This window comes from Parendozoicomonas verongulae (genome assembly GCF_009711465.1).
GTDB lineage: Bacteria > Pseudomonadota > Gammaproteobacteria > Pseudomonadales > Endozoicomonadaceae > Sansalvadorimonas > Sansalvadorimonas verongulae.
This window is the reverse complement of sequence record NZ_SMME01000827.1, coordinates 1-24,089: the sequence shown is the minus strand read 5'-3', so window position 1 is coordinate 24,089 and position 24,089 is coordinate 1. Positions and strand designations below refer to the sequence as shown.

At 50.8% G+C, this 24,089-nt stretch carries 19 protein-coding genes, 2 tRNA genes and 1 pseudogene; 11 read left to right on the top strand and 11 right to left on the bottom strand.

What is annotated here, in order from left to right; translation table 11 throughout:
* Window positions 1–92 precede the first annotated feature (92 nt).
* Entirely contained in the window at window positions 93–830 is a 738-nt protein-coding gene (locus tag E1189_RS11130) for an OmpA family protein (RefSeq protein WP_155160354.1), read from the bottom strand.
* A 159-nt stretch (window positions 831–989) separates the two neighbouring features.
* Between E1189_RS11130 and pfkA the strand changes: the two genes are divergently transcribed.
* The 9 genes from pfkA (at window position 990) to E1189_RS25445 (ending at window position 10,261) form a co-directional block, all read left to right on the top strand.
* Entirely contained in the window at window positions 990–1,970 is a 981-nt protein-coding gene (pfkA, locus tag E1189_RS11125; protein WP_155160352.1) for a 6-phosphofructokinase, read from the top strand.
* Between the two features lie 73 nt (window positions 1,971–2,043).
* Window positions 2,044–3,159, top strand: a complete 1,116-nt coding sequence (locus E1189_RS11120) for a TolC family protein (RefSeq protein WP_196221382.1) — start codon at window positions 2,044–2,046, stop codon at window positions 3,157–3,159.
* The gene (locus E1189_RS25775) at window positions 3,105–3,413 is read left to right on the top strand and encodes a TolC family protein (protein ID WP_155160348.1); all 309 of its coding nucleotides are present in this window, start codon (window positions 3,105–3,107) and stop codon (window positions 3,411–3,413) included. Before E1189_RS11120 ends, E1189_RS25775 begins: the two co-directional genes overlap by 55 nt.
* A gap of 5 nt (window positions 3,414–3,418) precedes the next feature.
* Window positions 3,419–4,618 (top strand): efflux RND transporter periplasmic adaptor subunit, encoded by a 1,200-nt coding sequence (locus tag E1189_RS11110; protein WP_155160345.1) that lies wholly within the window; start codon window positions 3,419–3,421, stop codon window positions 4,616–4,618.
* Window positions 4,618–7,767, top strand: a complete 3,150-nt coding sequence (locus E1189_RS11105; protein WP_155160343.1) for an efflux RND transporter permease subunit — start codon at window positions 4,618–4,620, stop codon at window positions 7,765–7,767. Before E1189_RS11110 ends, E1189_RS11105 begins: the two co-directional genes overlap by 1 nt.
* The gene (locus tag E1189_RS26350) at window positions 7,767–7,991 is read left to right on the top strand and encodes a response regulator (protein ID WP_456238838.1); all 225 of its coding nucleotides are present in this window, start codon (window positions 7,767–7,769) and stop codon (window positions 7,989–7,991) included. The genes E1189_RS11105 and E1189_RS26350 overlap by 1 nt, the downstream gene beginning before the upstream one ends.
* Window positions 7,991–8,179 carry a helix-turn-helix domain-containing protein gene (locus E1189_RS26345; protein WP_456238837.1) on the top strand — a complete coding sequence of 63 codons (189 nt, stop codon included), beginning with the start codon at window positions 7,991–7,993 and terminating at the stop codon, window positions 8,177–8,179. The genes E1189_RS26350 and E1189_RS26345 overlap by 1 nt, the downstream gene beginning before the upstream one ends.
* Entirely contained in the window at window positions 8,176–9,507 is a 1,332-nt protein-coding gene (locus E1189_RS11095; protein WP_155160341.1) for a sensor histidine kinase, read from the top strand. The genes E1189_RS26345 and E1189_RS11095 overlap by 4 nt, the downstream gene beginning before the upstream one ends.
* A gap of 109 nt (window positions 9,508–9,616) precedes the next feature.
* Window positions 9,617–10,261 (top strand): histidine phosphatase family protein, encoded by a 645-nt coding sequence (locus E1189_RS25445; protein ID WP_230460331.1) that lies wholly within the window; start codon window positions 9,617–9,619, stop codon window positions 10,259–10,261.
* 28 nt (window positions 10,262–10,289) lie between these two features.
* On the opposite strand, the pseudogene E1189_RS25440 reads toward E1189_RS25445, so the two are convergent.
* From E1189_RS25440 to E1189_RS11065, 6 genes and pseudogenes are all read right to left on the bottom strand, one after another.
* A pseudogene (locus E1189_RS25440) lies at window positions 10,290–10,337 on the bottom strand (hypothetical protein); the annotation flags it as partial.
* Between the two features lie 25 nt (window positions 10,338–10,362).
* Window positions 10,363–11,367 (bottom strand): PQQ-dependent sugar dehydrogenase, encoded by a 1,005-nt coding sequence (locus tag E1189_RS11085; RefSeq protein ID WP_329601989.1) that lies wholly within the window; start codon window positions 11,365–11,367, stop codon window positions 10,363–10,365.
* Window positions 11,368–11,477: 110 nt separating this feature from the next.
* Entirely contained in the window at window positions 11,478–11,951 is a 474-nt protein-coding gene (locus E1189_RS11080; RefSeq protein ID WP_155160335.1) for a hypothetical protein, read from the bottom strand.
* Window positions 11,952–12,081: 130 nt separating this feature from the next.
* Window positions 12,082–12,157: transfer RNA gene (locus tag E1189_RS11075), tRNA-Phe, on the bottom strand.
* 36 nt (window positions 12,158–12,193) lie between these two features.
* Window positions 12,194–12,269, bottom strand: a tRNA-Phe gene (locus E1189_RS11070).
* Window positions 12,270–12,430: 161 nt separating this feature from the next.
* Entirely contained in the window at window positions 12,431–12,721 is a 291-nt protein-coding gene (locus E1189_RS11065; RefSeq protein ID WP_329601988.1) for an oxidative damage protection protein, read from the bottom strand.
* Window positions 12,722–12,862: 141 nt separating this feature from the next.
* Here E1189_RS11065 and E1189_RS11060 point away from each other — a divergent pair, with 141 nt between their 5' ends.
* On the top strand, window positions 12,863–16,030 hold the full coding sequence (locus E1189_RS11060) for an inositol phosphate phosphatase SopB (protein WP_155160333.1): 3,168 nt from the start codon (window positions 12,863–12,865) through the stop codon (window positions 16,028–16,030).
* Here the strand turns inward: E1189_RS11060 and mutY are convergent.
* The 4 genes from mutY to E1189_RS11040 all read right to left on the bottom strand — a co-directional run bounded on the left by mutY (window position 15,924) and on the right by E1189_RS11040 (window position 23,728).
* On the bottom strand, window positions 15,924–16,979 hold the full coding sequence (mutY, locus tag E1189_RS11055; RefSeq protein ID WP_155160331.1) for an A/G-specific adenine glycosylase: 1,056 nt from the start codon (window positions 16,977–16,979) through the stop codon (window positions 15,924–15,926). The genes E1189_RS11060 and mutY overlap by 107 nt on opposite strands.
* Window positions 16,979–19,045: an AsmA family protein gene (locus E1189_RS11050; protein ID WP_155160328.1), complete on the bottom strand. Its 2,067-nt coding sequence runs from the start codon at window positions 19,043–19,045 to the stop codon at window positions 16,979–16,981. The genes mutY and E1189_RS11050 overlap by 1 nt, the downstream gene beginning before the upstream one ends.
* Window positions 19,046–19,276: 231 nt before the next feature.
* Window positions 19,277–22,447: an SPOR domain-containing protein gene (locus E1189_RS11045; protein ID WP_155160326.1), complete on the bottom strand. Its 3,171-nt coding sequence runs from the start codon at window positions 22,445–22,447 to the stop codon at window positions 19,277–19,279.
* 93 nt (window positions 22,448–22,540) lie between these two features.
* Window positions 22,541–23,728: an SGNH/GDSL hydrolase family protein gene (locus E1189_RS11040; RefSeq protein ID WP_155160324.1), complete on the bottom strand. Its 1,188-nt coding sequence runs from the start codon at window positions 23,726–23,728 to the stop codon at window positions 22,541–22,543.
* Between the two features lie 61 nt (window positions 23,729–23,789).
* Between E1189_RS11040 and E1189_RS11035 the strand changes: the two genes are divergently transcribed.
* Window positions 23,790–24,089: DUF167 family protein (locus E1189_RS11035; protein ID WP_155160322.1), on the top strand; the 300-nt coding region annotated here is incomplete at its 3' end.

Sequence of the window (24,089 nt, the reverse complement as noted above, 5' to 3'; positions counted from 1 at the left end):
TGAAAAGCCTGCACAGGTTACCACATAAGCCTCTTTTTTCCCGCCAGCCGATGCTCCCACCTGAGGAGGGAGCGTTATAGAGCCAATGAACCTTACTTCGCAGCGTAACCTTCACGGCTCTCCTGCAGTTTCACGGTAACCACACGCTCCATAGCGTAGGCATCCAGATTATTCTGCGGCGCTTCGGACTGGCTGGAGCCGTAGGCTGACTGGTTAATGCGATAACCTTCAACCCCCTGTTCCGCCAGATAATTGCTGACACTTGCAGCTCGGCGCTCAGACAGTTTCTGGTTGAACGCTTCGCTGCCACGGGGGTCTGCAAAGCCTTCCAGCTGCACCATTAGCTGAGGTTGTTCTTTCAGCAAGCGGGCGAGCACATCCAGGCGAGCTTTGTCCCGAGCATTCAGAGTATCCCCAGACGTACTGAACATTACATTCAGCTGCAGGGAGTTCATAGCCAGCGTTTGATAGCGCCCAGCCTCTTCACGGGCAGTAATCAGTTGCTCCTGAACCTTGGTCAGCTGCGCGATAGCCTGATCCCGCTCGGCGGCCATATCCGCCATTTTCCCATCGGCAGCATTGGCCTTGTTCACACTGTTCCCCAGCTGGTCACCCGCTGCCAGACCCAATACTAAACCTATAGGGCCAGCCAGCACCGTGCCGGCAATTGTGGTTCCTGCCACAATGCTGGTTTTCGTTTTCGTCCACTCACCTTGCTGCTGATTCACTGTTTGTGCCTGCGCAGGCATCGCGGCGGTAGCAGCCATGCCCAAGGCCAGTGCCATAGCTGACAAACGAGATGTGTTACGTTTTTTTTGGCTGGTAGTCATTCGGGTATCCCTTTCTCTGCGATTCAATTGTTTTGACACGATCTATTACACGCAACAAAAGGGGCAATGTGGTGGCACGATTGTGATGATTTGAGGAGCAAAAATGGCGAATTATGGCAACTGTTCCATACTCGCTCCACGTTTGTTAGAGATGCTCTTATGACAACCCTGCAACATATTGGTGTACTTACATCCGGCGGCGATGCTCCGGGTATGAACGCGGCAGTGCGAGCTGTTGCCCGCAGCGCGATTTATCACAACATTAAAGTAACAGGTATTTCGGAAGGCTACACAGGCCTTCTGGAAGGTAAGCTCACGCTTCTGAACTCCCGCTCTGTGTCCAATATTGTGAATCAGGGCGGTACCTTTCTGAAATCCGCCCGGTGTATGGAATTTTACAAGCCGGAAGGTCGTGCCAAGGCTGCAGAGCAGCTCCGGGAATCTGGCATTGAAGCACTGGTAGTGATAGGCGGTGATGGCTCGTTCACCGGAGCCACCCTTCTGGCACGCGAGCAACACATTCCTGTGGTTGGTATTCCCGGCACCATTGATAACGATATTTATGGCACTGATTTCACTATTGGGTTTGATACGGCCATCAATACCGTGCAGGAGGCTGTCGATAAAATCCGCGACACCGCCACATCACACAACCGGCTGTTTATTATTGAAGTCATGGGGCGTGATGCAGGATACATTGCTCTCTATGCAGGCATTGGCGCAGGCAGTGAAGAGATTTTAATTCCGGAAAAATCCCGTGATATTGATTACCTGTTGCATTCTCTGAACCGCAGCGACCGCGCAGGAAAAACCTCCAGTATTGTGATTGTGGCAGAAGGCGACAAAAGCGGGGGCGTATTCGAGCTGGCAAAAACAGTAGAAGAAAAGCTCCCCGGCTACAGCACACGGGTAACGGTGCTCGGACACCTGCAAAGAGGAGGCCGCCCCACCTGTGCCGACAGAGTGCTGGCAAGCCGGTTGGGTGTGGCCGCTGTGGATACACTCAGAGATGGTACATCTGGCGTGATGGTTGGCCTGCGGGACAACCGTATTACTCTCACCGGGCTGGAAAAAGCCTGTAAGGAAACACCGGATATGGATCCGGAACTGATTCGGGTAGCGGATATCGTTTCGATCTAAAGACACCATTAACACGCCGTTAACGTCCTTTCCGTAAAAATGTGCCCCAACACTCATAATGGGGCGCATCACGGTGTTTTCGCGAAAGTTTCAAATCCTCTCAATAGCCATCTCGGCAACGCTACTCACAGCCTGTAGCAGCTCTGCCATAAAAAACTTTGACCCACAGGTTGCTACACCTGTCAGCTGGCAGGAACCTGCAGGCAACACCGTAAATCAAAACAGCATTACCACAAGCCTGCTGGACGAGATCAATGATCCGCAACTGAGACAGTTAGTGGAAGAAACTCTCACAGCTAACTCCAACCTGCAAAAAACAGCGATCAACCTTCAGATTCAGAGGCTGCAACAACGTCAAACCGACGCTGGTCGTTTACCCACAGCGGATATTGAATTGGGCAAAAGCCGCATGACACAGGGCGGCTCCGCCCCTATTAATAACGAATACAAACTGGGTGTAAACCTGAGCTGGGAAGCGGACGTCTGGGGTCGTTTAGCCAATGCCAGCTTTGCTGCCAATGCCCAAACCAGGGCTATGGAACTGGATTATCAAGCTGCACGGGACTCTCTGGCCGCGCAGGTGATCAAAGCATGGATTGATATCACCCTGCGCCAGCAAATGATTGAAACCGAACAGTCCCGCATCCACAGCCTGCTGGCCACAGAAGAGATCATCAAAAACCGTTACCTCACCGGCAACGGCAAACTGAATGATATGGAAGCCGCCCGCGCCTCCAGCGCTCAGGCCAGTGCCAAGCTGTCGGCCATGCAGCAGGAACAGAGAGATGCTTACCGGAACCTCGCCGTGCTCCGTGGCAACCTGAAAACCGATACGCTGCCAAAACCTGCTGTCAAGCTGGATATTCCCGCCCCTCCAGTGTGGATTCCTGCGGACGTGATTGCCAACCGCCCAGACCTGAAATCCGCCTACGAGAAAGTGCGCGCTGCCAACGCCGAGCATGCTGTCGCAGAAAAGAACCTGCTTCCCGCTTTCAAGCTGAGCAGTACCATCAGCCAGTCCCGCCCCCATCTGGATGATCTGCTCTCTGGCGCCGTTGTGTGGAATCTTCTGGGCAACCTGACTGCACCACTGTTTGACGGTGGTCATTTAAAGGCCGCTGAAAGATTGCAGACTTGCAGGCCGAGCAAAGCTACCTTGCCTACAAGGATGTTGTTCTCACAGCCCTGAACGAGGTGGAAACCTCTCTGGGCAGCGAAGCCACACTGGCAGAACAACAGACTTTCCTGCGCACCGCGCTGACGCATTCAGAAAACAGCCTGAACTATTACCAGGGCCTTTACCGTGATGGTGTGGGCGAAATTCTGGATCTGCTCAACGCACAGCAGCGTGTATACGACGCACGCATTCAACTTCTGCAAACACAGCAAGCCCGTCTGACAAACCGGATTACTCTGAGTCTGGCCCTGGGCAAAGGAGTCTAAGAACCATGACTGCACAGAAAAAAATCAAACCGGCTCTGATAACCGGCCTGGCTTTTGCCCTGCTTCCAGCCACTTACTTTCACAACCAATACGCCATCAGCAACCAGCCAGCCCCTCCGGTTTGGGAAGAAGCGGCCCGCGCCCCACTGGTTACCGTAAAAAACGTAACGGCCGGAAGTTATCACGGCGTGATTGAGGCTTACGGTGAAGTGAAAGCTGTGAATAACCTCGCCCTTGGTTCAGAAGTCACTGGCCGTGTGATCTGGCAAAACCCGGCCTTTGCCGACGGTGCACAGGTACGTAAAGGTGAAGATCTGCTGCGTCTGGACGACACCGAGTTTCAGGTGGCTCTCGCCAACGCCCAACAAGCCCTGAGCGAAGCAGAGCTGGCGCTGCAACAGGAAGAACAGCAGCACAGTCAGGCTCGGCAGAACTGGGAACTGGCAGGGTTCAAGGAAAAGCCCAGCGATCTGGTACTGCGCATTCCCCAGCTAAATGCCGCCAAAGCCAAACTGAAAGCGGCACAGGCTCAGGTAACAAAAGCCCAGCGCGACCTGCGCCTCACTCACGTAAAAGCACCGTTTGATGCGGTGGTTCTCAATCCAACCGCCACTCTGGGCAGCTTTATCCAACCCGGCGGTACACTGGCGAACCTGCAGCGCAGCGATACAGCGGAAATCACCCTGTCTCTGTCCCCTGTGCAATGGCAGCAGCTCCCAGCCAATACCGATGGCGTCATCGCCAAAATCGTCAGCCAGCAGGATGGCAGCGTGTCCTGGGAAGGCCATATCAAACGCCTGTCTTCTACCGTAAGTACTGAAACCCGACAGCGTTCTCTGGTGATCGCAGTGGATAAGCCACTGGAGCAGCACTCTCCTCTGCTGTTTGGCAGCTTTGTGAATGTGGAAATCCAGGGTGCGATGAAAAACGGCATGATGGAAATTCCATCCTTCGCCCTCACACCGGAAGGTTACATCTGGTATGCAGAAAAGGGTGAGCTCAAACGCCACAAAACCAGCCCGTCCTTTGGTTACGGCGGCCAGCTGTTTATTCCACAGTCTGACCTGCCCGAGAACATTCAGCTGATTACCCAGCCTATGGCTAGCTACCTGCCCGGTATGAAAGTCACTACACGAGATACTGAAGCGGCCGCACAAAATACAGTCGTGAGCACAGTTGTGAGTCAAGCAGGAGGTGCCCAATAATGCAGGCTAATGAACACAAGGGCGTTGTCGCCTGGTTTGCCAGCAACCCGGTTGCGGCCAACCTGCTGATGATGTTGATTTTGATGGCCGGTGTGATGACCGCCCTCAACCTCAACATCGAAGGTTGGCCGGGACTTAAGCCTAAGTCGGTTAAGATTTCTGTGGATTACGACAGTGGTTCCGCCAAATCATCCGAAGAAGGCGTAACCATCAAGATTGAAGAAGCCCTGCAAACCGTACAGGGCATCAAAAAGATCACCAGTATCTCCAATGCTGGCGGCAGCCGGATCACCGTAGACCGTGAAAGCGGTTATGATCTGGATACGCTGTACACCGACATTAAGAACAAGCTCGACAGCATCTCTACTCTGCCTCTCTCGGCAGAAAAGCCCGTGGTTTCCAAAAAAGAACACATTTCCAACGCCATCAGCGTGAGCCTTTATGGCGATGTGGGTCAGGATGTTCTCCAGAAAACTGCACGACAGTTGCGGGATAAGCTGCTCGCCAACCCGGACATTGACCTGGTGGAGCAAAACGGAAATCTGACTCCGGAGATCACTGTTCAAGTTGACGAGTCCAGACTTCAGGCCTTGGGGCTGACCATCAGCGATATCGGCGAAAAGATTGCAGATGCCTCCACGATTGTTGCCAACGGTGAGCTGTTCAGCCGTGATGGCACCATGACCATCAAGGCCGACAAGCAGAGCTACTGGCTCCGTGAGTTTGAAAGCATTGTGATCAAGGAAACCACCAGCGGCCAAAAGCTGACCCTGGCGGATGTTGCCACGGTACACGACGGTTTCGAGCAATCCACTGTACTGTCCCGTTTTAATGGCCAGCCAGCTATTGGTCTGGACATTCAGATGCGTAACAAAACCGGCAACATAATTAACGTGAGCGAGCAGGCTCAAAAGATTGTCGCCGACTTCCGCGCTGAACTGCCTGCGAACATGCATATGGAAGCCTGGAACAACCAGAGCCAGTATGCCCAGAACCGCCTTGCCCTGCTGGCGAAAAACGGTGCCATGGGTATCGCGCTGGTGATGATTATTCTGGCGCTGTTCCTGAATGCACGACTGGCGTTGTGGGTTGGCCTTGGCCTGCCAGTCATATTCTCCGGTGCCATGATTCTGATGGGGCCACAGTTCTTTAATATGACCCTGAACGAACTCACCACCTTCGGCCTGATTCTGGTGTTGGGTATCGTGGTGGATGACGCCGTTGTTGTGGGGGAAAGTGTTTTCAGCGAGCAGGAGAAACATGGCGCATCACTGAGCTCTACCATTCGTGGTGCCCAGCGTGTCAGCCTGCCCACTGTGTTTGGTGTATTGACGACGGCCGCCGCGTTTATCTCACTCACCGTTGTAGAAGGTGAGATGGGCGAGGTCTTCGCTTACTTCGCTATCACGGCCACCTTCTGCCTGATCTTCTCACTGATTGAATCCAAGCTGATCCTGCCTGCTCACTTAGCTAGAAAGCAGAAGAAGCTGGCCAACCCAGATCAGGCTAATCCTGTTGCCAAGGTATGGGGAAAGATTCAGGGCGGTATTGCCAAAGGGCTGCACAGCTTCACCTGGAATCAGTATCACAGTGTCGTTGAAGCGGCTATCAAACTCCGTTACGCCGTGCTGATGGTCATGATCGCGTTATTTATGGCGGTGATGGGCATGATGATGTCCGGCAAGATTAAGGTGGCGTTTTTCCCGGATATTCCCAGCGACTTTATCCAGATGCAGCTGACGCTGGAAGATCAGGCTGGTTACGGGCTGGTTCAACAGCAGGCGGTACAGGTAGAAGAAGCCGGTCGTGCACTGAACAAGGAGCTGATGGAGCAGTACAACCTCACAGAAGCGCCTATCGCTCATCTGCACACCCTGACCAAGCACCACTCCGTAACTATCTCAGCGGAACTCTCTCCAGCCAGCAACCGCCCCATTGGCACTAACGATATCGTTTCTATGTGGGAATCTCGCATCGGTGCATTGGAAGGCGTGAGCAAAGCGAAGTTCCTCACCTCCTGGGAATTGGAACCGGATATCGCGGTTGAGCTGCGCGCACTGAATCCACAGACTTTGCAGGCAGCCAGTAAAGAGCTGATGGATGCCCTGGCCCAATATCAAGGTGTTTCCACCATCCAGAACAGCCTGAAAGCCGGACAGGCGCAGGTTGAGCTGAGCCTCAAACCCGCTGGCCGCGCCATGGGTCTGACCGTTGCCATGTTGGCGCAGCAGATTCAGGATGCTTATCTGGGTTACGAAGTGCAGCGCATACAGCGTGGCCGCGATGAGATTAAAGTTAAGGTTCGTTATCAGGACACTAAGCGACAGTCTCTGGACAATCTGAACAACGCCCGTATCCGCACCAGCGATGGCAAGGTTGTACTGCTGGGCACGGTTGCTACCCTCAGCACGGAATCTGTCGCCGCAGAAGTGAAGCGTATCGACCGCCAGCGTGTAGCTGTTGTAACCGCAGATGTGGACAAAGACGTGGTGAGTGCAGACCAGATTCTCAAGGCTATGAACGATGGTCTGTTCAAGCGTCTGGAAGCGAACTACCGTGACCTGAGCATTAAAGTGGATGGTGAAGCCCAGCAGCAGCAGGAAACCTCTGCCTCTATGACGGTAGCCTTTAGTGCTGCACTGTTCGCTATCTTCGCATTGCTGGCGATTCCTCTGAAATCTTATACTCAGCCACTGATTATTATGATGGCGATTCCTTTTGGCGTGATCGGCGCACTGCTGGGCCACTGGCTTCACGGTGTGGAAGTGAGTGTGCTCTCGGTGTTCGGCATTATGGCTCTGGCTGGTGTGGTAGTTAACAACAGTCTTCTATTAGTGACCCGTTACAACGAGCTGACCGGGGAAGGCGTGGAAACCAGCAAGGCTATCGTTGAAGCGGCCTGCGGCCGCCTGCGTGCGGTACTGATTACATCCCTGACCACGTATATTGGTCTGGTGCCGCTTATTTTTGAAACCTCTGTCAATGCCCAGTTCCTGATTCCTGCAGCTCTGGCTATTGGCTACGGTATTCTGTTCTCCTCTGTGATTACGCTGATTCTTGTACCCGCTCTGCTGTTGATTGGCTCGGATATCAGCTCTCTTAAGCAGGCTTTCAGAAACCATCTGTTCCCCTCGAAAGGAGTTGCTTGATGAGTCTGCTGGCTCTTCTGGTTGAAGATGATAGAGATCTGTCCGCTTCGGTGGCCGACTATCTGGCCTTAAACCAGATCAGTGTTGATCATGCTTATAACGGGCAGGCCGGGTTGAATCTGGCTCTGGAAAACCGTTACGACGTTCTGCTGATCGACCTGATGATGCCACGGATGGATGGCCTGACGCTGTGTAAAAAAGCTGGACTCTGCTGGAAACCCTGATGCAGGCCAGCCCATCTGTAGTGCCTCAGCAAAAACTGATGCAGGCTCTGTGGGGCGATGAAGCGCCAGACTCCAACAGCCTGCGGGTGTTGCTGCATAATTTACGACAGCGGGTTGATAAACCTTTCCCCACACCGTTGATTCACACGGTTCCCGGCAAGGGCGTCTGCATTCGAGGCAGTGAATGACCAAAGCACGCACCCACCAACGCTCTTTCGACAGAGAGTTCACAGTTTTTCTGGTAGGGCTGGCCATTGGCACAGCCCTTGTTTTTACCTATTTTCTGGTCACGTTTTATATTCAGGGTTTGAATAATGCCATTGAGTACCCCATGAAAATGGAAGCTCGGGCATTTGAGCAAGAGTACAGAAAGAATCCGGATACACCGCTGCCCAGAACTTATACCTTGAAGTTTTACCTTGGGGATTCACAGCAGATTCCTGAATATTACAGAGAACTGATTCCCTTTGACGCCATGGAGCCAAACACCTTTTTTGATGCTTTAATCCCTTCGGAGGAGGAGCAGAACATTGTTCGCAAACTGATCTTCCCCAAAGAAGAGTATTTACTCACGGCTTTTAAATACCGGCTTCACGACGGTAAAAATCTTTATGTTGTTTCAGAACATTTAGGTGAGTTACTTGATTCTGGAGAGGAGAAGGACTTTTTCGATATTATGCTTAAGAAGATTTTATGGATCGGCGGCGGCTACCTGCTCACGGTCATATTCTTCATTGGTTTTTATATTCGGCGTTCTCATTATCACACCCAAAAGCTCTCGGTTTGGGCCACCACGCTATCTCTGGAAACCCTTAACAGGCCTCTTCCGGACTTCTGTTACCGCGAGTTGAATGATATTGCCCAGATGTTGCAGTCATCCTTTCAAAAGGTTGCCAGCCTGCTTGAGCGAGAGCAGCAATTCCTGCGTCATTCCAGCCACGAGCTGCGTACGCCAATTGCAGTAATTCGTACCAATATCGAACTGCTGGAGTGCATCGGAATAGACCACACCATCAAATCGCCTGTCGAGCGTATTCGCCGCGCAAATCACAATATGCAGAATCTCACAGAAACCCTGCTGTGGATAAGCCGTGAAACAGCAGCAACGCCAACGATGAAACAGGTGCGGTCGGATAAATTGGTGGATGAGGTGATTGATGAACTGTCTTATCTGATGCGGGGCAAAGATATTGAGATTCGCCGGAACTATTGGCCAGACCTGGGCGAACAAAACCTGCCAGTCACACCTGCTCGTATTGTGCTCAACAACCTGTTGCGTAACGCTATCCAATACACGTTTGAGGGAACTGTGGATATTGAAGTTACACCTGAACATATTGTTATTGAGAACCACGACAACGGCGAAACCTACGGCGATAGCGACACAAGTTTTGGCCTTGGTTTGCTTTTGGTGCAAAAAATCTGTGACAAGATTCAATGGCCCATAAACATTTCACAAAACAAGCATGGTGTTAGAGCAGAATTAGCACTCTCTCCTATCACTCAGACGCCGTAATCATCCAGCCTCACTGCTACCGGGTTGGGTTGGACTGGCCGAGACATTACAGCTATTTTTCAGACATTTGTCGTTTAAGGAGAGCCGCACTCATTGAGTGTGGCGTCTTATGTTTCAGTTACCACAACGTCAAGCTGTGTTTTTCCTGCTACTTCCTCTTTACTCATTCGCTCTGGCAAACGACTTACCACCAGAGCCAGTGCAAACCCTCATATTCATCCGCCACGGAGAAAAGCCTGCTAATGACCTTGGCCAGCTGGACTGCCGCGGCTTTAATCGATCTCTGAAGCTTCCTGCTTATTTTCGCGCGAATTTTCCTTCCCCTACCGAGATTTATGCACCACACCCCTCTCCCAGACGCTCCAGACAAGATGGCGTAACCCGTTACTATCACTATATGCGACCACTGGCAACTATTGAGCCAACAGCTATTTCCTTTGGTTTACCGGTGAATGTTGAGATTCCATACAACCGCCCCAGGCAACTTATTACGGCACTACTCAACGATAAGTACAGAAACTCGGTTATCTACATCTCATGGGGGCATAACTATCTCACAGAAATTGGCCGCTTATTACTTAAACGCTTTAATTATGACGGTACTTTTTCTAAGTGGGGAGGTGATGATTATGAGAGGGTGCTGATTTTTGAGATCACCACCAATAAGAAAGGGGAGCGCAGACTTGAGTTCCGTGAAGCCCGGCAGAGTCTCGGGAAGATGAGTGAGCAGTGTATGCTGCCCATCTCGGTGTGATTTTTGGAGCCAGCTTTGCCTTTGCCCGCCTGGCGCACTTTTTCAGTATCTGGTTGCCTTTCTTGCGGCGATTCATAAGTACCCGGGCTTTTAGGGGATGGCTATCGACTGATATTCAAAAGCTTGCCGCTATCTGTGAGCAGGTACAGACTGCCATCTTTAGCGATCTCAATATGGCGCAGACGCTCATCGAGATTGTTGAGTAAGGACGTCTGCTTGCCGGGTTTCCGGCCCTGCATTTGAACCCAGCGAACTTCCCGAGTTTTCAGAGTGGTGCTCAGTAAATCACCATCAAACTCCGGAAACATATCTCCGTAGTAAATGACCATGGAAGATGGTGCAATGGAGGGCGTCCAGTCCACCAGCGGCTGTTCCATGCCCGGATATTCTGTGAAAGGCGTTATAGACGCTCCCGAGTAATCACGGCCATAGGTAATCACCGGCCACCCATAGTTTTTGCCGGGCTTGATAATGTTTATTTCATCACCACCAGCAGGGCCATGCTCATTGGAAAACACAAGATCACGTTTCTTGTCGTAAATAAGCCCCTGTGGATTGCGATGCCCGATGGAGAACAGCTCTCCTCGTGTGCCGCTATCAGCAATATAAGGGTTATCGGATGGAATCGAGCCATCGTCGTTCAAACGGATAATCTTTCCTAACAGGCTGTCTTTTTTCTGTGCGCTTTCCCGGTAATCAAAACCGTCGCCAATGGACAAAAGGAATGTATTGTCGGGCATAAACGCTATTCTGCCTGCGTAATGCACGGGGGTATCTTTGAAAGGAGCCGCCGTGAACAAAATTTGTTGCTCCACCAGTGTATTATTCTTAATCTTTCCACGCATCACGCGCAGCGCGTTTTCACTCCTATTTCCGTAGGCATAGCTGAGATAGACCCAGCCATTTTCTGGATACTGGGGGTGGAGTTTGATATCCAGCAAACCGCCCTGCCCGGCAAAATAAACAGCAGGAACACCTTCTATATTTTGCACTTGGCCATTGTGAACTCGTTTCAATGCGCCGGATCGTTCTGTAACCAGTATCTGTCCATCGGGCAATTCCGCTAAGGACCAGGGCGAATCCAGACCTCGGACAACCTCTGTCACCTTAAGCTCAGGCTGATCTGCCCTGATGGTTTGCACCTGGATCAAAAATAACAAAACCATTATGCAAATAAGGCTCTGTTGGGAAACTGCTTGTAGAAAAGTTACCTGCCTCATAATTCTTTTTCTCCGGCTATGGGTGTCTGGGGCCTGAGCATTCCATAAATAACGCCACCGCAAACACCGGACAGGCATTGCATGGCAAAACCAAAATCACTGCGGGCACCAGCAATCAAAGTAATATTGAGCAGTGGCTGCATCAGCATAAGTGCGCTAAATAGAGTGAAACCACCGGCCAGCCCCCACCAATACCATTGTGGGTTTGGCTGGTTTACCAGCTTCTTTGAGATGAATTTCAGGAATGTGAAGGCGAGCAAAAGCCCAAGAGAAATCACTGCACCGTAACCCGGTAACAGCCCTGCCATATCACCCGATATTGCCTGCATGCGAATTGAAGTGCTGATGGCAATGCCCAGTTCAGCCAGCTCATGGAGTACAAACAGAGTGTGATTAATGCTTGCCAGCAGGAAGGTAGTGACAGCCGCTGCGATAAATGCGAGAACTGCTTTTGTTTTTCTTCTTCTCATTGTGGTGAACCCAGCCTGTGCGATGTCTTTTTAGTGCCGCTTGGTGCTGTGGTTGCCACTGTACAATATGTTGTGTGATGGGGCTAACGAAAAAAGCCCTGAAACCAAAAGGCTTCAGGGCTTTTCAATATGGTGCCTAGGGACAGAATCGAACTGCCGACACGCGGATTTTCAATCCGCTGCTCTACCAACTGAGCTACCCAGGCTTAGGCTTTCTTATCGCTGCATCCTAGAAAAAGAAATGGTGCCTAGGGACAGAATCGAACTGCCGACACGCGGATTTTCAATCCGCTGCTCTACCAACTGAGCTACCCAGGCACTGCGACAAGTGCGGGCGTATTAAACTGTTTTCGATTTGAAGAGTCAACACCCACGGGCGGCTTTTGCCCAATCAGGGCGAATTTGGTGCCCGACTGAGAAAAAACACTTCGGTTTACCCTGTAAATCAGCAGCTTACCCGCACACAAAGCCTGGGAATGTTACTTCGCCTCAGGCACGTAGCCTTCCGCCTTATCAAACTCGTCCCCTTTCAGAAACTTATCCATCTGTTCATTCAGATACTTACGGCTTTCCGGATCGATCAGGCTCAGGTGTTTTTCGTTGATCAGGCGGGTCTGGTGTTCCTGCCACAGTTTCCAGGCTTCCTGAGACACATTCTCGTACACCCACTGCCCCTTAGGACCCGGCATGGGAGGCATAGTCAGACCAAGCGCTTCTTTTTTAAGTTTGATGCAGTTAACGGTGCGGGACATGGCAGTACTCCAATACATTCTTAGCCCCGGAATATTACCCCCTCGAGAGACAATAGAGAACGCTTTCAGTAAGGCTTAACTGCCTTGTCACAGTCATGCCTGTGTTTTGGATGTCTTATTTCACCCAACAAGAAACCCACAAGGAACACTATTGTGGCCATGTCCTTACCAGCACAGTTAGAGCCTCAAGTCACTCCTGCCGACACCCAAGAGGCTGGCTGTCGCAAATCTCCAGTTTTGCCCCAGGCAGAGTTCGTGCGGGATCCAGCCACAGGCCGTATTATCCGGGCCATTAACGCCCGAGGAAAGATTCGTGAGGTGGAGATGACTTCTTTAGAAGAGGGCCAAGGTCGTTTTATATCGACTCTGTCTTCAGCAAAAGAAACCTCCCCAACAACCAGTCTGAGTGAACCCTGCAAGCCAGCGCCGCCACCCACTGCTGCAGCAAAGAGCCGGGATCTCAACCTTCCTTTCCCCATAGCTGACATGTTTGTGACAAGCAGAGCCCCAAATCTGGAGCACCTCCTTCTGGGAGATGAAGATGAAGACGAAGATGAAGGCGAGTTAGAAGTGGCCAAGGCAAAAAGTCTTACAATTCCTTTTGTTCGCAGTAAACACAAGCTCCGGGATTTGGAGCGCAGTCTGGAGTCCACCTGGCTGTCTACTTCTCCCAGCGCTAAAGCATCAAAAAAGAAAAGTCTGCGGTCTTTGACGCTATCTTTCAAAAAAAACTCAAAAGAAAAAGGAGAGAAGATCACCGTATCTGAGAAGGGAAGGAAAGTTTTGTCTGCCCTGAAAAGTCATTTGAGCCTGGGCGATAAAAAGGATGTACTGCACTACATTAGACAGCTGAACGACGATCATGATTACGAAGGCACCTACGACACCTTATCCCTCGGTTCCAATGAAGCATTCCCCCTTACAGGAGGTTTTACCAGTTCCAGCCCATCAGGTGGTTTCCTGGAGGCTGGTGATACACAGGTTTGCCTGATTAAAAACTCAAAGCAGGCCAGGATTTTTGATTTTGCCAACAGTCAGTCCCCTATTCGCCGTGCAATCCAGCGTCAATGGCCCAAAGCACCCCACCCTTTACCCATATGGGAGCAAGAACGCATTCAGACTCACTGCTTCCGGTTGTTGCGTTCCAGCTTTATTATTCCTGATGACGATGATTCGATTTGCTTTCTTTTTCAGAGTTATCTGGCTGTCTATGAAACCACATTTAATGAGCTGTTCCCCCACACCTGTGAAGCGTTGGGTTTGAATCCACCAGTTTGGCAGCAGGACGTACTTCAGGCTTTAGAGGAAGAAGAAGAGTTTCTTTATGTTTACGGAACCACCGTAAACCCCTTCCCTAAAACCATTGCTTTTTTTGAGCAGGTAGAAACAGCTCTGCGAGGCGAGATTATCGACAGTGCCACCATAAACAACATGGATTATATCCACAATGCGGAGCGTTTCATTAAGGTATGCACTAAAGCCAGAGAGTTCTGGGAGGGCTTGCCTCCAAAAGAGACAGATGTGGAAGGAGAAGTGAATATTCTCACCGGCCTGAGAATCGATGTACAAAACCTTGAAGAAAGGCTTCAACAATCTGCCAAAGTTATTCAACAATTTCGCAAAACAGATTTTAGAAGCAATGCCAACTGGGATCAGGCTATTAACGTTATGGCAGAAACAGCACAGGTGTGTCTTTCAACAGCACAAGCAGGCAAAAGGGCTGATTTCGCAGCAGCCTGCAAAAAGCTAACCCAATGGCGAGCAGAGCAGACTTACCCTTTTAGAGGAATTCCCCACTTCCTACTTGAACTGAAACGGCGGGAGGAGCGTTTAAGAGAGATACTCAATATTGATGAAAAAGCATTCACTATCGCCCGTGAACGGGTGCTCAGTGCACAGGTACCAAAGGAACGCAGCAAAGAGCTATTTTATCTGTTCGACGGCCAGTTTTACCCCATCACAGTTTCCCATAAACCTATGGCTCTGGTCATGTTTGATGTCGGGCTTGAGGGAAGCCAGAGTGCCCTTGGTGTTGATGGCACCTTATTTCCATCATGTAAACGCGATGCTGACCGTGCAGTCAACCTGACTGTCACCCGCGTCACTTTAGGCAACACTGATATCATGAAAGAGGTGCGCACAGGTGTGCCCTTTGCGTACACGGTCACCAATAAAAGTCTGCAAAAGAAAATTACCCGGCAACGCTTTAAAGATATTTTAACCGTGTGCGGTTTGACGTTTTACCCCGATCAAATGAAAGCAGGTTTTCGTCCTGAGGGGCAGCTCTCACTCCATACGTTCAAGTTGAGCATGTTCTACATTAGCCTGTTAAGCCCTGACAATCTGCGCCCAACATTTTCCAGCATCCCCGGCGTTGATAACGAACGACTCTGGTGTCACAAATTGGATAAACGTATTGAGGAACTGAATTCAGAAGAGATTGAACTTCCGCTGCACAGTCAAGATGGCTCGAAAGGTTCCGTTCGTGTCCAACCCGAAATTTTTATGTTTGTATGCCCCTGTAATCAACTGGCTTATGCCAGCTCTTTGCAACTCGCCCACACATGGGAGAATGCCGATAACTACAACCGGAGATCCTTCCTGCATCTGTTCGGCACCCTCGACCCGGCAAGCCCTCTGTCGGATGACTGCTATGTGCAAAACTTCCTTGATGAAAACCCGGATCTTGACCCGATTCTGAAAAAAGAGCTTATGGAATTGTGTTACCTGATCCGCTATGTATTTGCCAACAAACTGCACCAGGTAATGGGAGATACTCCTTTTACCTTTACGACCTGTATCAGTGAACTGGGGCGCGTTATGAGATTGGCCATCGCCAGCGGTTGTAAGAGTGCAAAAGACAGAACCGGCAATTATGAGCGATCCAATATTGAAATGGCGCTGCACCTTTATCTGGTAAGAAAGGGATTAGAAACCCGACTGAAGAAAGAGTTTGAGAGTGAGTACGAAACTGCAGTCGGGTGTTCCGTGGAACAGGTGCTTCCCCCTATTGACCGGAGAATGGGCACAGAAGATTTTTACAACAATGCGATGTTACTTCTGTGTTCAGATCAGATTGAAATCACTCTGGATAACATTGGTAAACCCGGATTCAAAACCCCGGACTATATGCTTGGGTTTATCAAATCGCTGTACCCGTCAATCGACGCCTATCTGACACCGACAATATCCGCTGCAAAAATCGCCAAAACTGTGAAAGCTAAAGGCTCTTCTCTAAGCGTGACAGCAGGTCTTTCACCGGTGCCGACACTCCAAGGCTCATCACCTCATTTAACGGGTGCCAGCAAATTTTATCGTCCGCAATAGCAGTTGCACCTGACTCTGTGAATGCTTTAACCGGTTCAATGTGCAAATGATAGTGGCTGAAGGTATGACGAAAACTATTCCACTGCTCAGTATCAGCCAGCATTACGCCTAGTTTATTCTGAACAGAAAAGCTGAGTTCGTCGTCTGCCTCAAACTCAGGAAAGCTCCATAGCCCGCCCCAGATACCCACTGGTGGACGCTTCTCCAGCAAAACCTCACCGTGGTCATTCACCAGCATAAGCATGCGTACATGCTTTTCCGGAAGAACCTTTTTAGGTTTAGGTTCCGGATAGCTGGTTTCCCGACCTTGAGCATGAGCTTCACACCACTGCTCGACGGGGCAGCTTTCGCACTTCGGTTTGCTGCGGGTGCATAAGGTTGCCCCCATATCCATCATGGCCTGAGTCCAGGCGGGCAGCCGCTCGTTGGGGGTGTACTGGTCGGAGATGTTCCACAACTCTTTGGCAACTGAAGATTTCCCCGGCCAGCCCGAAACGGTATGAAGCCGTGCCAGTACTCGTTTTACATTCCCATCCAGAATCGGCGCACGAATCCCCATACTGATGCTGGCAATCGCTCCGGCTGTTGAGCGACCAACGCCGGGTAGTTTTTGCAGATCATCGAGATTTTCCGGGAATACACCACCAAACACATCCACAACCATTTGCGCGGCTTTGTGAAGGTTACGGGCACGGCTGTAGTAACCAAGGCCGCTCCACAGGTGCAGAACATCATCAACATCCGCTGCAGCCAAAGCCTGAACCGTGGGAAAGCTTTTGGTAAAACGTTCGAAGTACGGAATAACCGCCGCAACCGTAGTTTGCTGCAGCATCACCTCACTCAACCAAACCCGATAAGGATTTATGTTCTGCTGCCAGGGGAGGTGTTTGCGACCATTCTGGTCATACCAACTAAAAATTGCCTGTTGAATGGTCGCTGTTTGTGTCATCAGTTAAATAGTCCTTTCAATGAGTCTTTGAGCTTGTCTTCAAGCTTTTTCTGCAGTTTGCCTTTGATTTCCTGCTCGGCGATTTTACCCAAAACCTGCCCAAGACGCTGCTCGTCTATTCCGCAAAGGCCGCTATCGCCCAGTTTCCCTTTACAGAGCACTGGCCAGGTGATGTTGGCGTACTTCTCGTTAATACGGCAGGCGGAGTCTTCATCGTCTGCAGTATCACCTGTAATAGTGAGGCCTACGTGGTAATCCATCATCTGGTTCACCAAATCCACGCTACCGTCCCCTTTCAGGTTGAGTTGCGCCAAAGCGGCGGTAAGATCATTGTTGTGAGCCACACCTTCTGTAATACGCACGGTGCCTTGCAGCTTCTGGAAACTGGTCTGGTTTGGCCAGTCGGTTTTGGTTGAACGCTCTTTGCGAACCTTGGCAATCACACCACACACCATCTGGTTGAAGTTGGTTCCCAGAAGTGCACCGTCTGCGATATTGAAATCCACCGTGCCATTCAACCCTCTGGTGAGCTGGTTCTGGGTTAAACCGTGGGAAAGAATTTTCAGATTGGCATTAGCCTGTCCTGTTACCTTTTCCAGGTCAGAAAGCTGTTTGGCAAGGGCAGGAATGCTGATGGATTTCACATCAGCTTTGGCGGAAATCTGCGGGGCTTTCTCCAAACGTCCACGCACATCGACAGCTGCAGCAGCCTCTATCATTCCCTGATAAAACCCGGCATTCAGGCTGGTAAGTTGTGCATAACCACTGGAGGCTTTTATCTCCAGATTAGGGTTATCAAACCGGAAGTCTTTCACTGTCAGAGAAGCCAGCTCCGCTTTACCGTGCACATTCAGGGTTTGGATAACATCCACAGGAATAATCACATCGTCAGCGGTAGATGTTTTTGAAGAAGATGGAGCCTTTGCAGAAGCCGGTACTGTTGATGGCGCGGTAGTGCTCCCACTTGCCTGGGCAGCGGTTTCTGCTACCGGCATATACGGATCAACAACCACATTATTGCCTTTCAGGTTAAAAGTGATGGCCTGTGTTTTCAGATCGGTCACTGCAAACGTGCCTTTCAGCTCGTTGCTATCCACAATGGCGAAAAGGTCATTCATGGTCACACTGTTTTTATCCATCTTGAATGCTGTACCCAGACTGACTTTACGCAGCACTTTATCACCACCGGCCAGCTTGGGCAGAGGCAGGTTCATTTGTTGCATAAAGGCTGCAAGATCAAGAGGTGCAACAGAAACCTTGCCGTTTACATCTGAGCCTTTCGCAGCGATACGGCCATCGACTACCAGCGTTTCAGCATCGCTTTTCACTGCGGGAGTCACAGAGAGTTTCAGGTTATCAATGGTGTAGCTGGCTTGTTCCGGGTCTGGAGTAACTGTTCCGTTCAGGCTGATTTCTGCTTTCATGGCAGGTTGCCTGTTATTCACCATAAAAGACGATGTAAGGGTAAATGGCTTGCCAAAAGTGATTGCACCGGTTTGCAGCTGGGCATTGGTAATGGCAATTTCCTGCCTGGCTGGAATATTCTGGTAGTTGACAGAAATATCGGTAATAGCAATGCCAGCTACGTTCAGGTTAGCCAGCAAAGGGGTTGATCCATTTCCGTGCCCATCTTCCGGTACGTTTGGCGGAACTGGCGCAGAGGTTCCTGCGGTTTTGGGTTGCGGCAACCAGTTTGGCTGGCCATTTTTATCCACAACCATATTCAACGTCAGACCATCCAGTTCAACCGTTGAGATATCCAGCTGCTTACTGAGTAGCGGCATCAGTTTTACTTTTACAGACACATGTTTAAGAGTACCCAAAGGCTTTTGCTGTGGATCGTCGATCACAAGATCCTGAAGGCTCAAGCCAACCCAGGGGAATACGGACCAGTCGATATTGCCCTTAATCTCCAGAGTCATGCCCGTTTGATCACGCACAACCTGAGTGATTTCCCCTTTATAGTCGTTGGGGTTAATCACCATCGGCAGTATCAGTGCGGCTGCTACTCCGAGTACCAGAAGAACAACCACTGCTCCTCCAAGCCATTTGAATAAAGCCTTCATACCGAATTGCCCTCTGGAAAATATGTGCTGGAGTTATATTCAGCTAATCATCATATACCCGCCATTACGCTACGAACACCGTTTCAATGACCAGACTCTTAGCCTCCAGTTTCAGTCATCATTATCGAAGTGGTATCAGTTAAGTACCCGGACCATTGCTTTCGCATAATGGTGGCGAGTGAATTTTTTCGCTCTTCAAGGAACAACGTCGGTCGCAGTTATCTATAGGATTTAACTGCCCGCAACCCTGCGAAGTCCTGAGATTTTGCGAGTCCAGGGCTTGAGCTTGCCGGAGAGTTCCTGCATTTGCGGCGAGTTCAGTGCTTTCATCGCATCACGATAGCTGGCGTACTGCCCCTGAACCAGCACATACCAGTCTTTATCGTTGCGACGAAAGTGAATAGTTTCTGCAGAGTTCAGTGTGGGATAACGGGATTTCAACGCATCCAGCACTTTCGGCTTGTGTGCCGCCAGCCACTGAATTGTAAACGAGCCTTCTGGTGCATTAAGAATCTGGCTGGTTTGTCTGTCGATAGGCACACTCACCTGTGTGAAAATCGGCTGACGGATAATTGCAGTGTTATGCCGCAGGCTTGCCATGGGGCGCACTTTTGGTTTCATCTGCTTGCTCAGGTTGAACAGCTCCGGTGACCGCAAAGCGGTCGTCACCGCCTGATGGCTTCCATAACGCCCCTGAATCAGAAGGTATTGCACCTTGTTGCTGCGGTTCAGCATAACCACTTCGGCGCTGCTCAATTGGGGGAAGCGACCTTTCAACTCCTTGAGAATGGCAGGGCTGTCTGCTGCTAACCACTGAATAGTATACTGCCCTTGTGGCAACGCCTTGGGCGCCGCAGCCCTATCGCTCTTGAGCACATCAAGCTTTTTCAGGCCTGAGAGTGGGCGCGTCCACGGATTGAGCTGCTTCACAGTGCCTTTCAACTCTTCTGAATGAAGATACTTCATGGCTGACGGCATATTGGGGAAAATGCCGGACAATAATAAATGCCACGTTTGCCCATTGCTCAGAAAGCGCACCACTGTTGCATCCTTCAGAACCGGAAAGCGTTGCTTGAAACGGGTAATCTGTCCGGGCTGGGTTGTCGCCATCCACTGAATCGAAACACTGTTCTTCGGCGCATTCAGCATGTCGTTAACAGAAGCCTTCAGTACTGTCTGCGGTTTATAGCTAGCGTGCTGGAGCCCTGGCATGTACTGGGCGGGTTGCCGGGGAAGAGCGCGAGGCTGCTCAACCTTGGGCTGGGGTGCTGGCTCAATCAGAGCAGCAGGTTCCCGCGTACTTTCCTTGAAACGGTCAATAGAACTGGGACCGTCTGTCACCTGCTTTCCAGCTTTGCCAAAAGGCGATTGTGCTGGAGCTGCCTGCCCGGCTGAAGTTGGCTCCTTAGCAGAAGCCATTTTGTAAATATCCTTTGGAGAAACCGGCGGCGGTCTGCGATACGTGCTCATGCCGGTATTTGGGGGCAAAGTGCTTGCGGAAGAACGTACGCTTTGAGCCTCCCGGCTGCCAGGCCAGGTTGGATTACTGGTATAAGGCGGCAGTTGTGGTGCCAGCCTGTTGCTGGCGGTATATCTTGGTGCAGGCCAGTCGTTATCCACACCATCAACGATGACAGGGGCAGGAACCGGATTCGGAACCTGCGGTGCGATTTGAGCCATCACCTGCCCGGACAGTGACCAACTTCTGCCAACACGGCCTACCTGCGCAGTTTCGCTGTGGGGTGATGGTGGCAACTGGTTGGCACGCTCTCTACCCGGCAGAGGAATATCATCCGGTGTCACAAAGGCATTGGTTGGCCTGGGGTTTAAGTTGCCTGTGTTAAGCACCGCCGTTTCGGCCGGAGCATGCTGCCATTGCTCCGGGCTGGTACGATTTTGCCATGGCATATGACGCTTGGGGTTGGGATTGGGATTGTCCCTTGGATAAGCCTTGGCCAGACGCTCTGCTGGAGTCACCTCCAGATCTGGCAGCCACTGAGGTCTCTCTTGTTTCGGAGGTGGCATAGATGGCTGCATGGAAGGTGAGTCTTGAGTCTGCCTTATCTGCATCTGGAAGGATGGCATGCCTCGTTGTGCCGACTGAACATTGCGCGGTGGAACAATAGTTCCATTGAAAGGTGTAGGACCACTGGCCTGATGGGCAAGCAAGCTTGCTCCGAAGCCCATAGGTTTAGGCACAAAATTCCTGGGGGACAGAGTTGGTTGAGCGACAGCCTGCTGCGGCATATCGTCCAATGAATCGCCAACCGCCTGTTCATCTGCACTCAGTGGAGTCGAGCTATCAAGAGCCTCATCTTCTTCGGATAGGGTGATACTGCTCACCAGCATCATATCGGACGGCTCGTCGCTGACATCGGATTGCTCATCGTCAGTATCAATCGATGCCACCATCTCTGCTGCTGCGACTGTTTCTGTAACTGTTTCTGCTTCTACCTCTGTTTCTGTTTCTGCTTCTGCTTCTGCGACGACTTCTGTGACTATTTCTTCTTCTGTTTCTACGACCGCTTCTTTTTCTGCGACTATTTCTTCAATACCCTCTCTTGCGGGTGGTTCTTCTGCCCAGGCGGTACGTTTGTCGGCTTCTTCCAGCCAGCCATCTGCCGAGAGTTCTCGCTCCCGATCCAGCAGGGGCTCACTCTTTTTTCTTTCCTTTAGACCAGCAAGAGCAAGGGTGCGATCTTTGCTCCCCTCCCCTGTAGAGCTATCAGCCCAGGAAGAGCGGCGCTTGGCTCGCCCCAGCCACGTTGAGAGCAAAACCGAACGGCTAACTTCCTCTTCAGTCAATTTCTCGCTGCCGAGCTGTCTTTTTATATCTCCATTTTTTCGCTCAGGCAGTCGGGTTTGATCTTCCGGCCATGAGGAACGTGATCCCAGACGTCCGACCCAATCGCTGTTTGCAAGAGAGCGATGAGGCAGTGTCTTTTCAATATATTTTTCTTCTTCCGGTTCGGGAGATGCAAGGGCTGCAGTATCCTGAGCAGCCTGCCATTCTACATCGGGAATATTGTTATAAATCGGATCGACGGTGGGCTTGAGGTCACCACTTCCCCCGTCAGAATGTTTAGAGGGCTGAACGATGCGGGTTTCACTTTTAACGTTCGCGACGTGATCTTTAATCGTGCTTTGTAACAGGTTGGCAAAACTGCCCCGCAGCGAGCTGCGCTGGGTGGCAATCTGTTCAAGGTTGTCTGCGTAAGGTTCACCGGGTTTGGTGCTGCAGCGCCAGTCCTGATATTTGGCGGCCGTACATTCCCAGCTGGCAGTGAAGGATTTTTGAGAGGGTGAAACTGAGTGCGAAGCAGGGGCAAACGAGCCACTGCCAATGGCAGCAGCAACACTCAATGCCAATAAAGAAGGCAGGGAGCCTTTGCGTCCGTTCATTAAAATTTCCATAGCCGACACTTCTCAATCTACGTTATCGGCCATCTTTTGCAAGATATTGGAAATCTCGCACACCTTTTTTTAAAAAACTTTTTATATCCTTTTTAAGTCTTCAATGTCTGGACAATCGAGTTGATAGCCTTCCTGCAAAAGTACGCGACAGACATAACCTGATGCAATGCGGTGAACCCGCGCAGTTGCATGCACCTGATCCCAAAACAGGTATTGATCTGGGTTTTCACATACAGTTGCTTCCTTCATATTAAATATCGAAACCATATCCGGACTGCGATCACAGCCTGGGATATACACATTCACACAGGGGCTATCCAGAATACCGCCCTCCTGCCTCATATCCTGAGCAACGGTGCGAAAGATTTCACCAATATCCCCCAACACCAGTTTCACCTGCGGCCAGGCGTGGGTAACACCCTGTGCGAGTTTACGCACATAGCTGTTATGTTCGTGCCCCCATTGGTCTACGACATCTCGCCGAGGGCCTTTATGAAAACAGGGCGACATGGTGTAATCAGGCACCAGCCCCCAGAAGATATGGCGCGCTCCTGCCTCAATGAGCTTGCGGATGTTGGTAAACTGCCGGGAGGCCACAACACTTGGGTCACTGAAGCCGTTGAGATAGTCATTGCCATTGAAATAGATGACATAAACAACATCGGGGTCCAGCATTTTGTTATGGCTGAGGTACACATCGGTGACCGTTTCAAGACTTGGGGGCAGTACCTTTCCCTGAAACATCAACCGCAGCCCAGGCAACCGTCTTTGCTCCCAGGATTGCATTACGTTATCGAGTAAGCTTGTGGTCCAGCTGGCTCCAAAAGCCAGATTGCGATACTGATCCGGATTATTGATATCCAGCCCCGCATAAGCGGCCAGCATCTCTACAGCCACAGGCCCGTTGGAAAAATAGCCTTTGTTATAGGGCGCAGTAGGAAAAACAGGAAAAGGAACAACCAAAGGCCCGAGATTGGTCACCAGCCAGGGGATAGGACCAGCAAACATATCCTTGAAATAATTCGTTTCGTAATTTTCATTAAGTGGATCGGGCAGCCCCATATAGTAGTGGCTGAGACGCCAGGTATTGGCATTGTCGGAGAGACTGTCTCCAAAAATCACCAGCCCTTTGATGGGTATACGCTGCTCATCGCTATGACCAGAGGACGCCAGACTCATTCCACCTACCAGCGCAGCCAGAAAAACTGCCCAGAGCAGACTTACCTTTTGTTGTTTCCGGGAATGGGATCTGGCTAATATCTGCAGCATGTACGATAGACTCCGGCTGTTATCCGCGGCCGTGAGTCTAGCAGCCGATTTGGGAGCCCTCATGACTTTTTATCGCTGGCAAGAGAAGGATTTGATTCTCTCCTGTCATTTACAACCCCGTGCCAGTCGGGATGAATTTTCTGGTTTGCATGGTGAAAGCTTGAAAGTGCGTATTAAAGCCCCACCTGTGGAGGGCAAGGCAAATGCGTACCTGGTGAAATTTATCGCCAGACAGTTTGGTGTCAGTAAACGGGATGTCACAATCATCAGTGGCGAATTAAGCCGAGAGAAGCGGCTTCGTATTGCTACTCCTGATATATTGCCAGAGAGCTTAAATAGTGCCTGTCAGAAAACCCTCAAA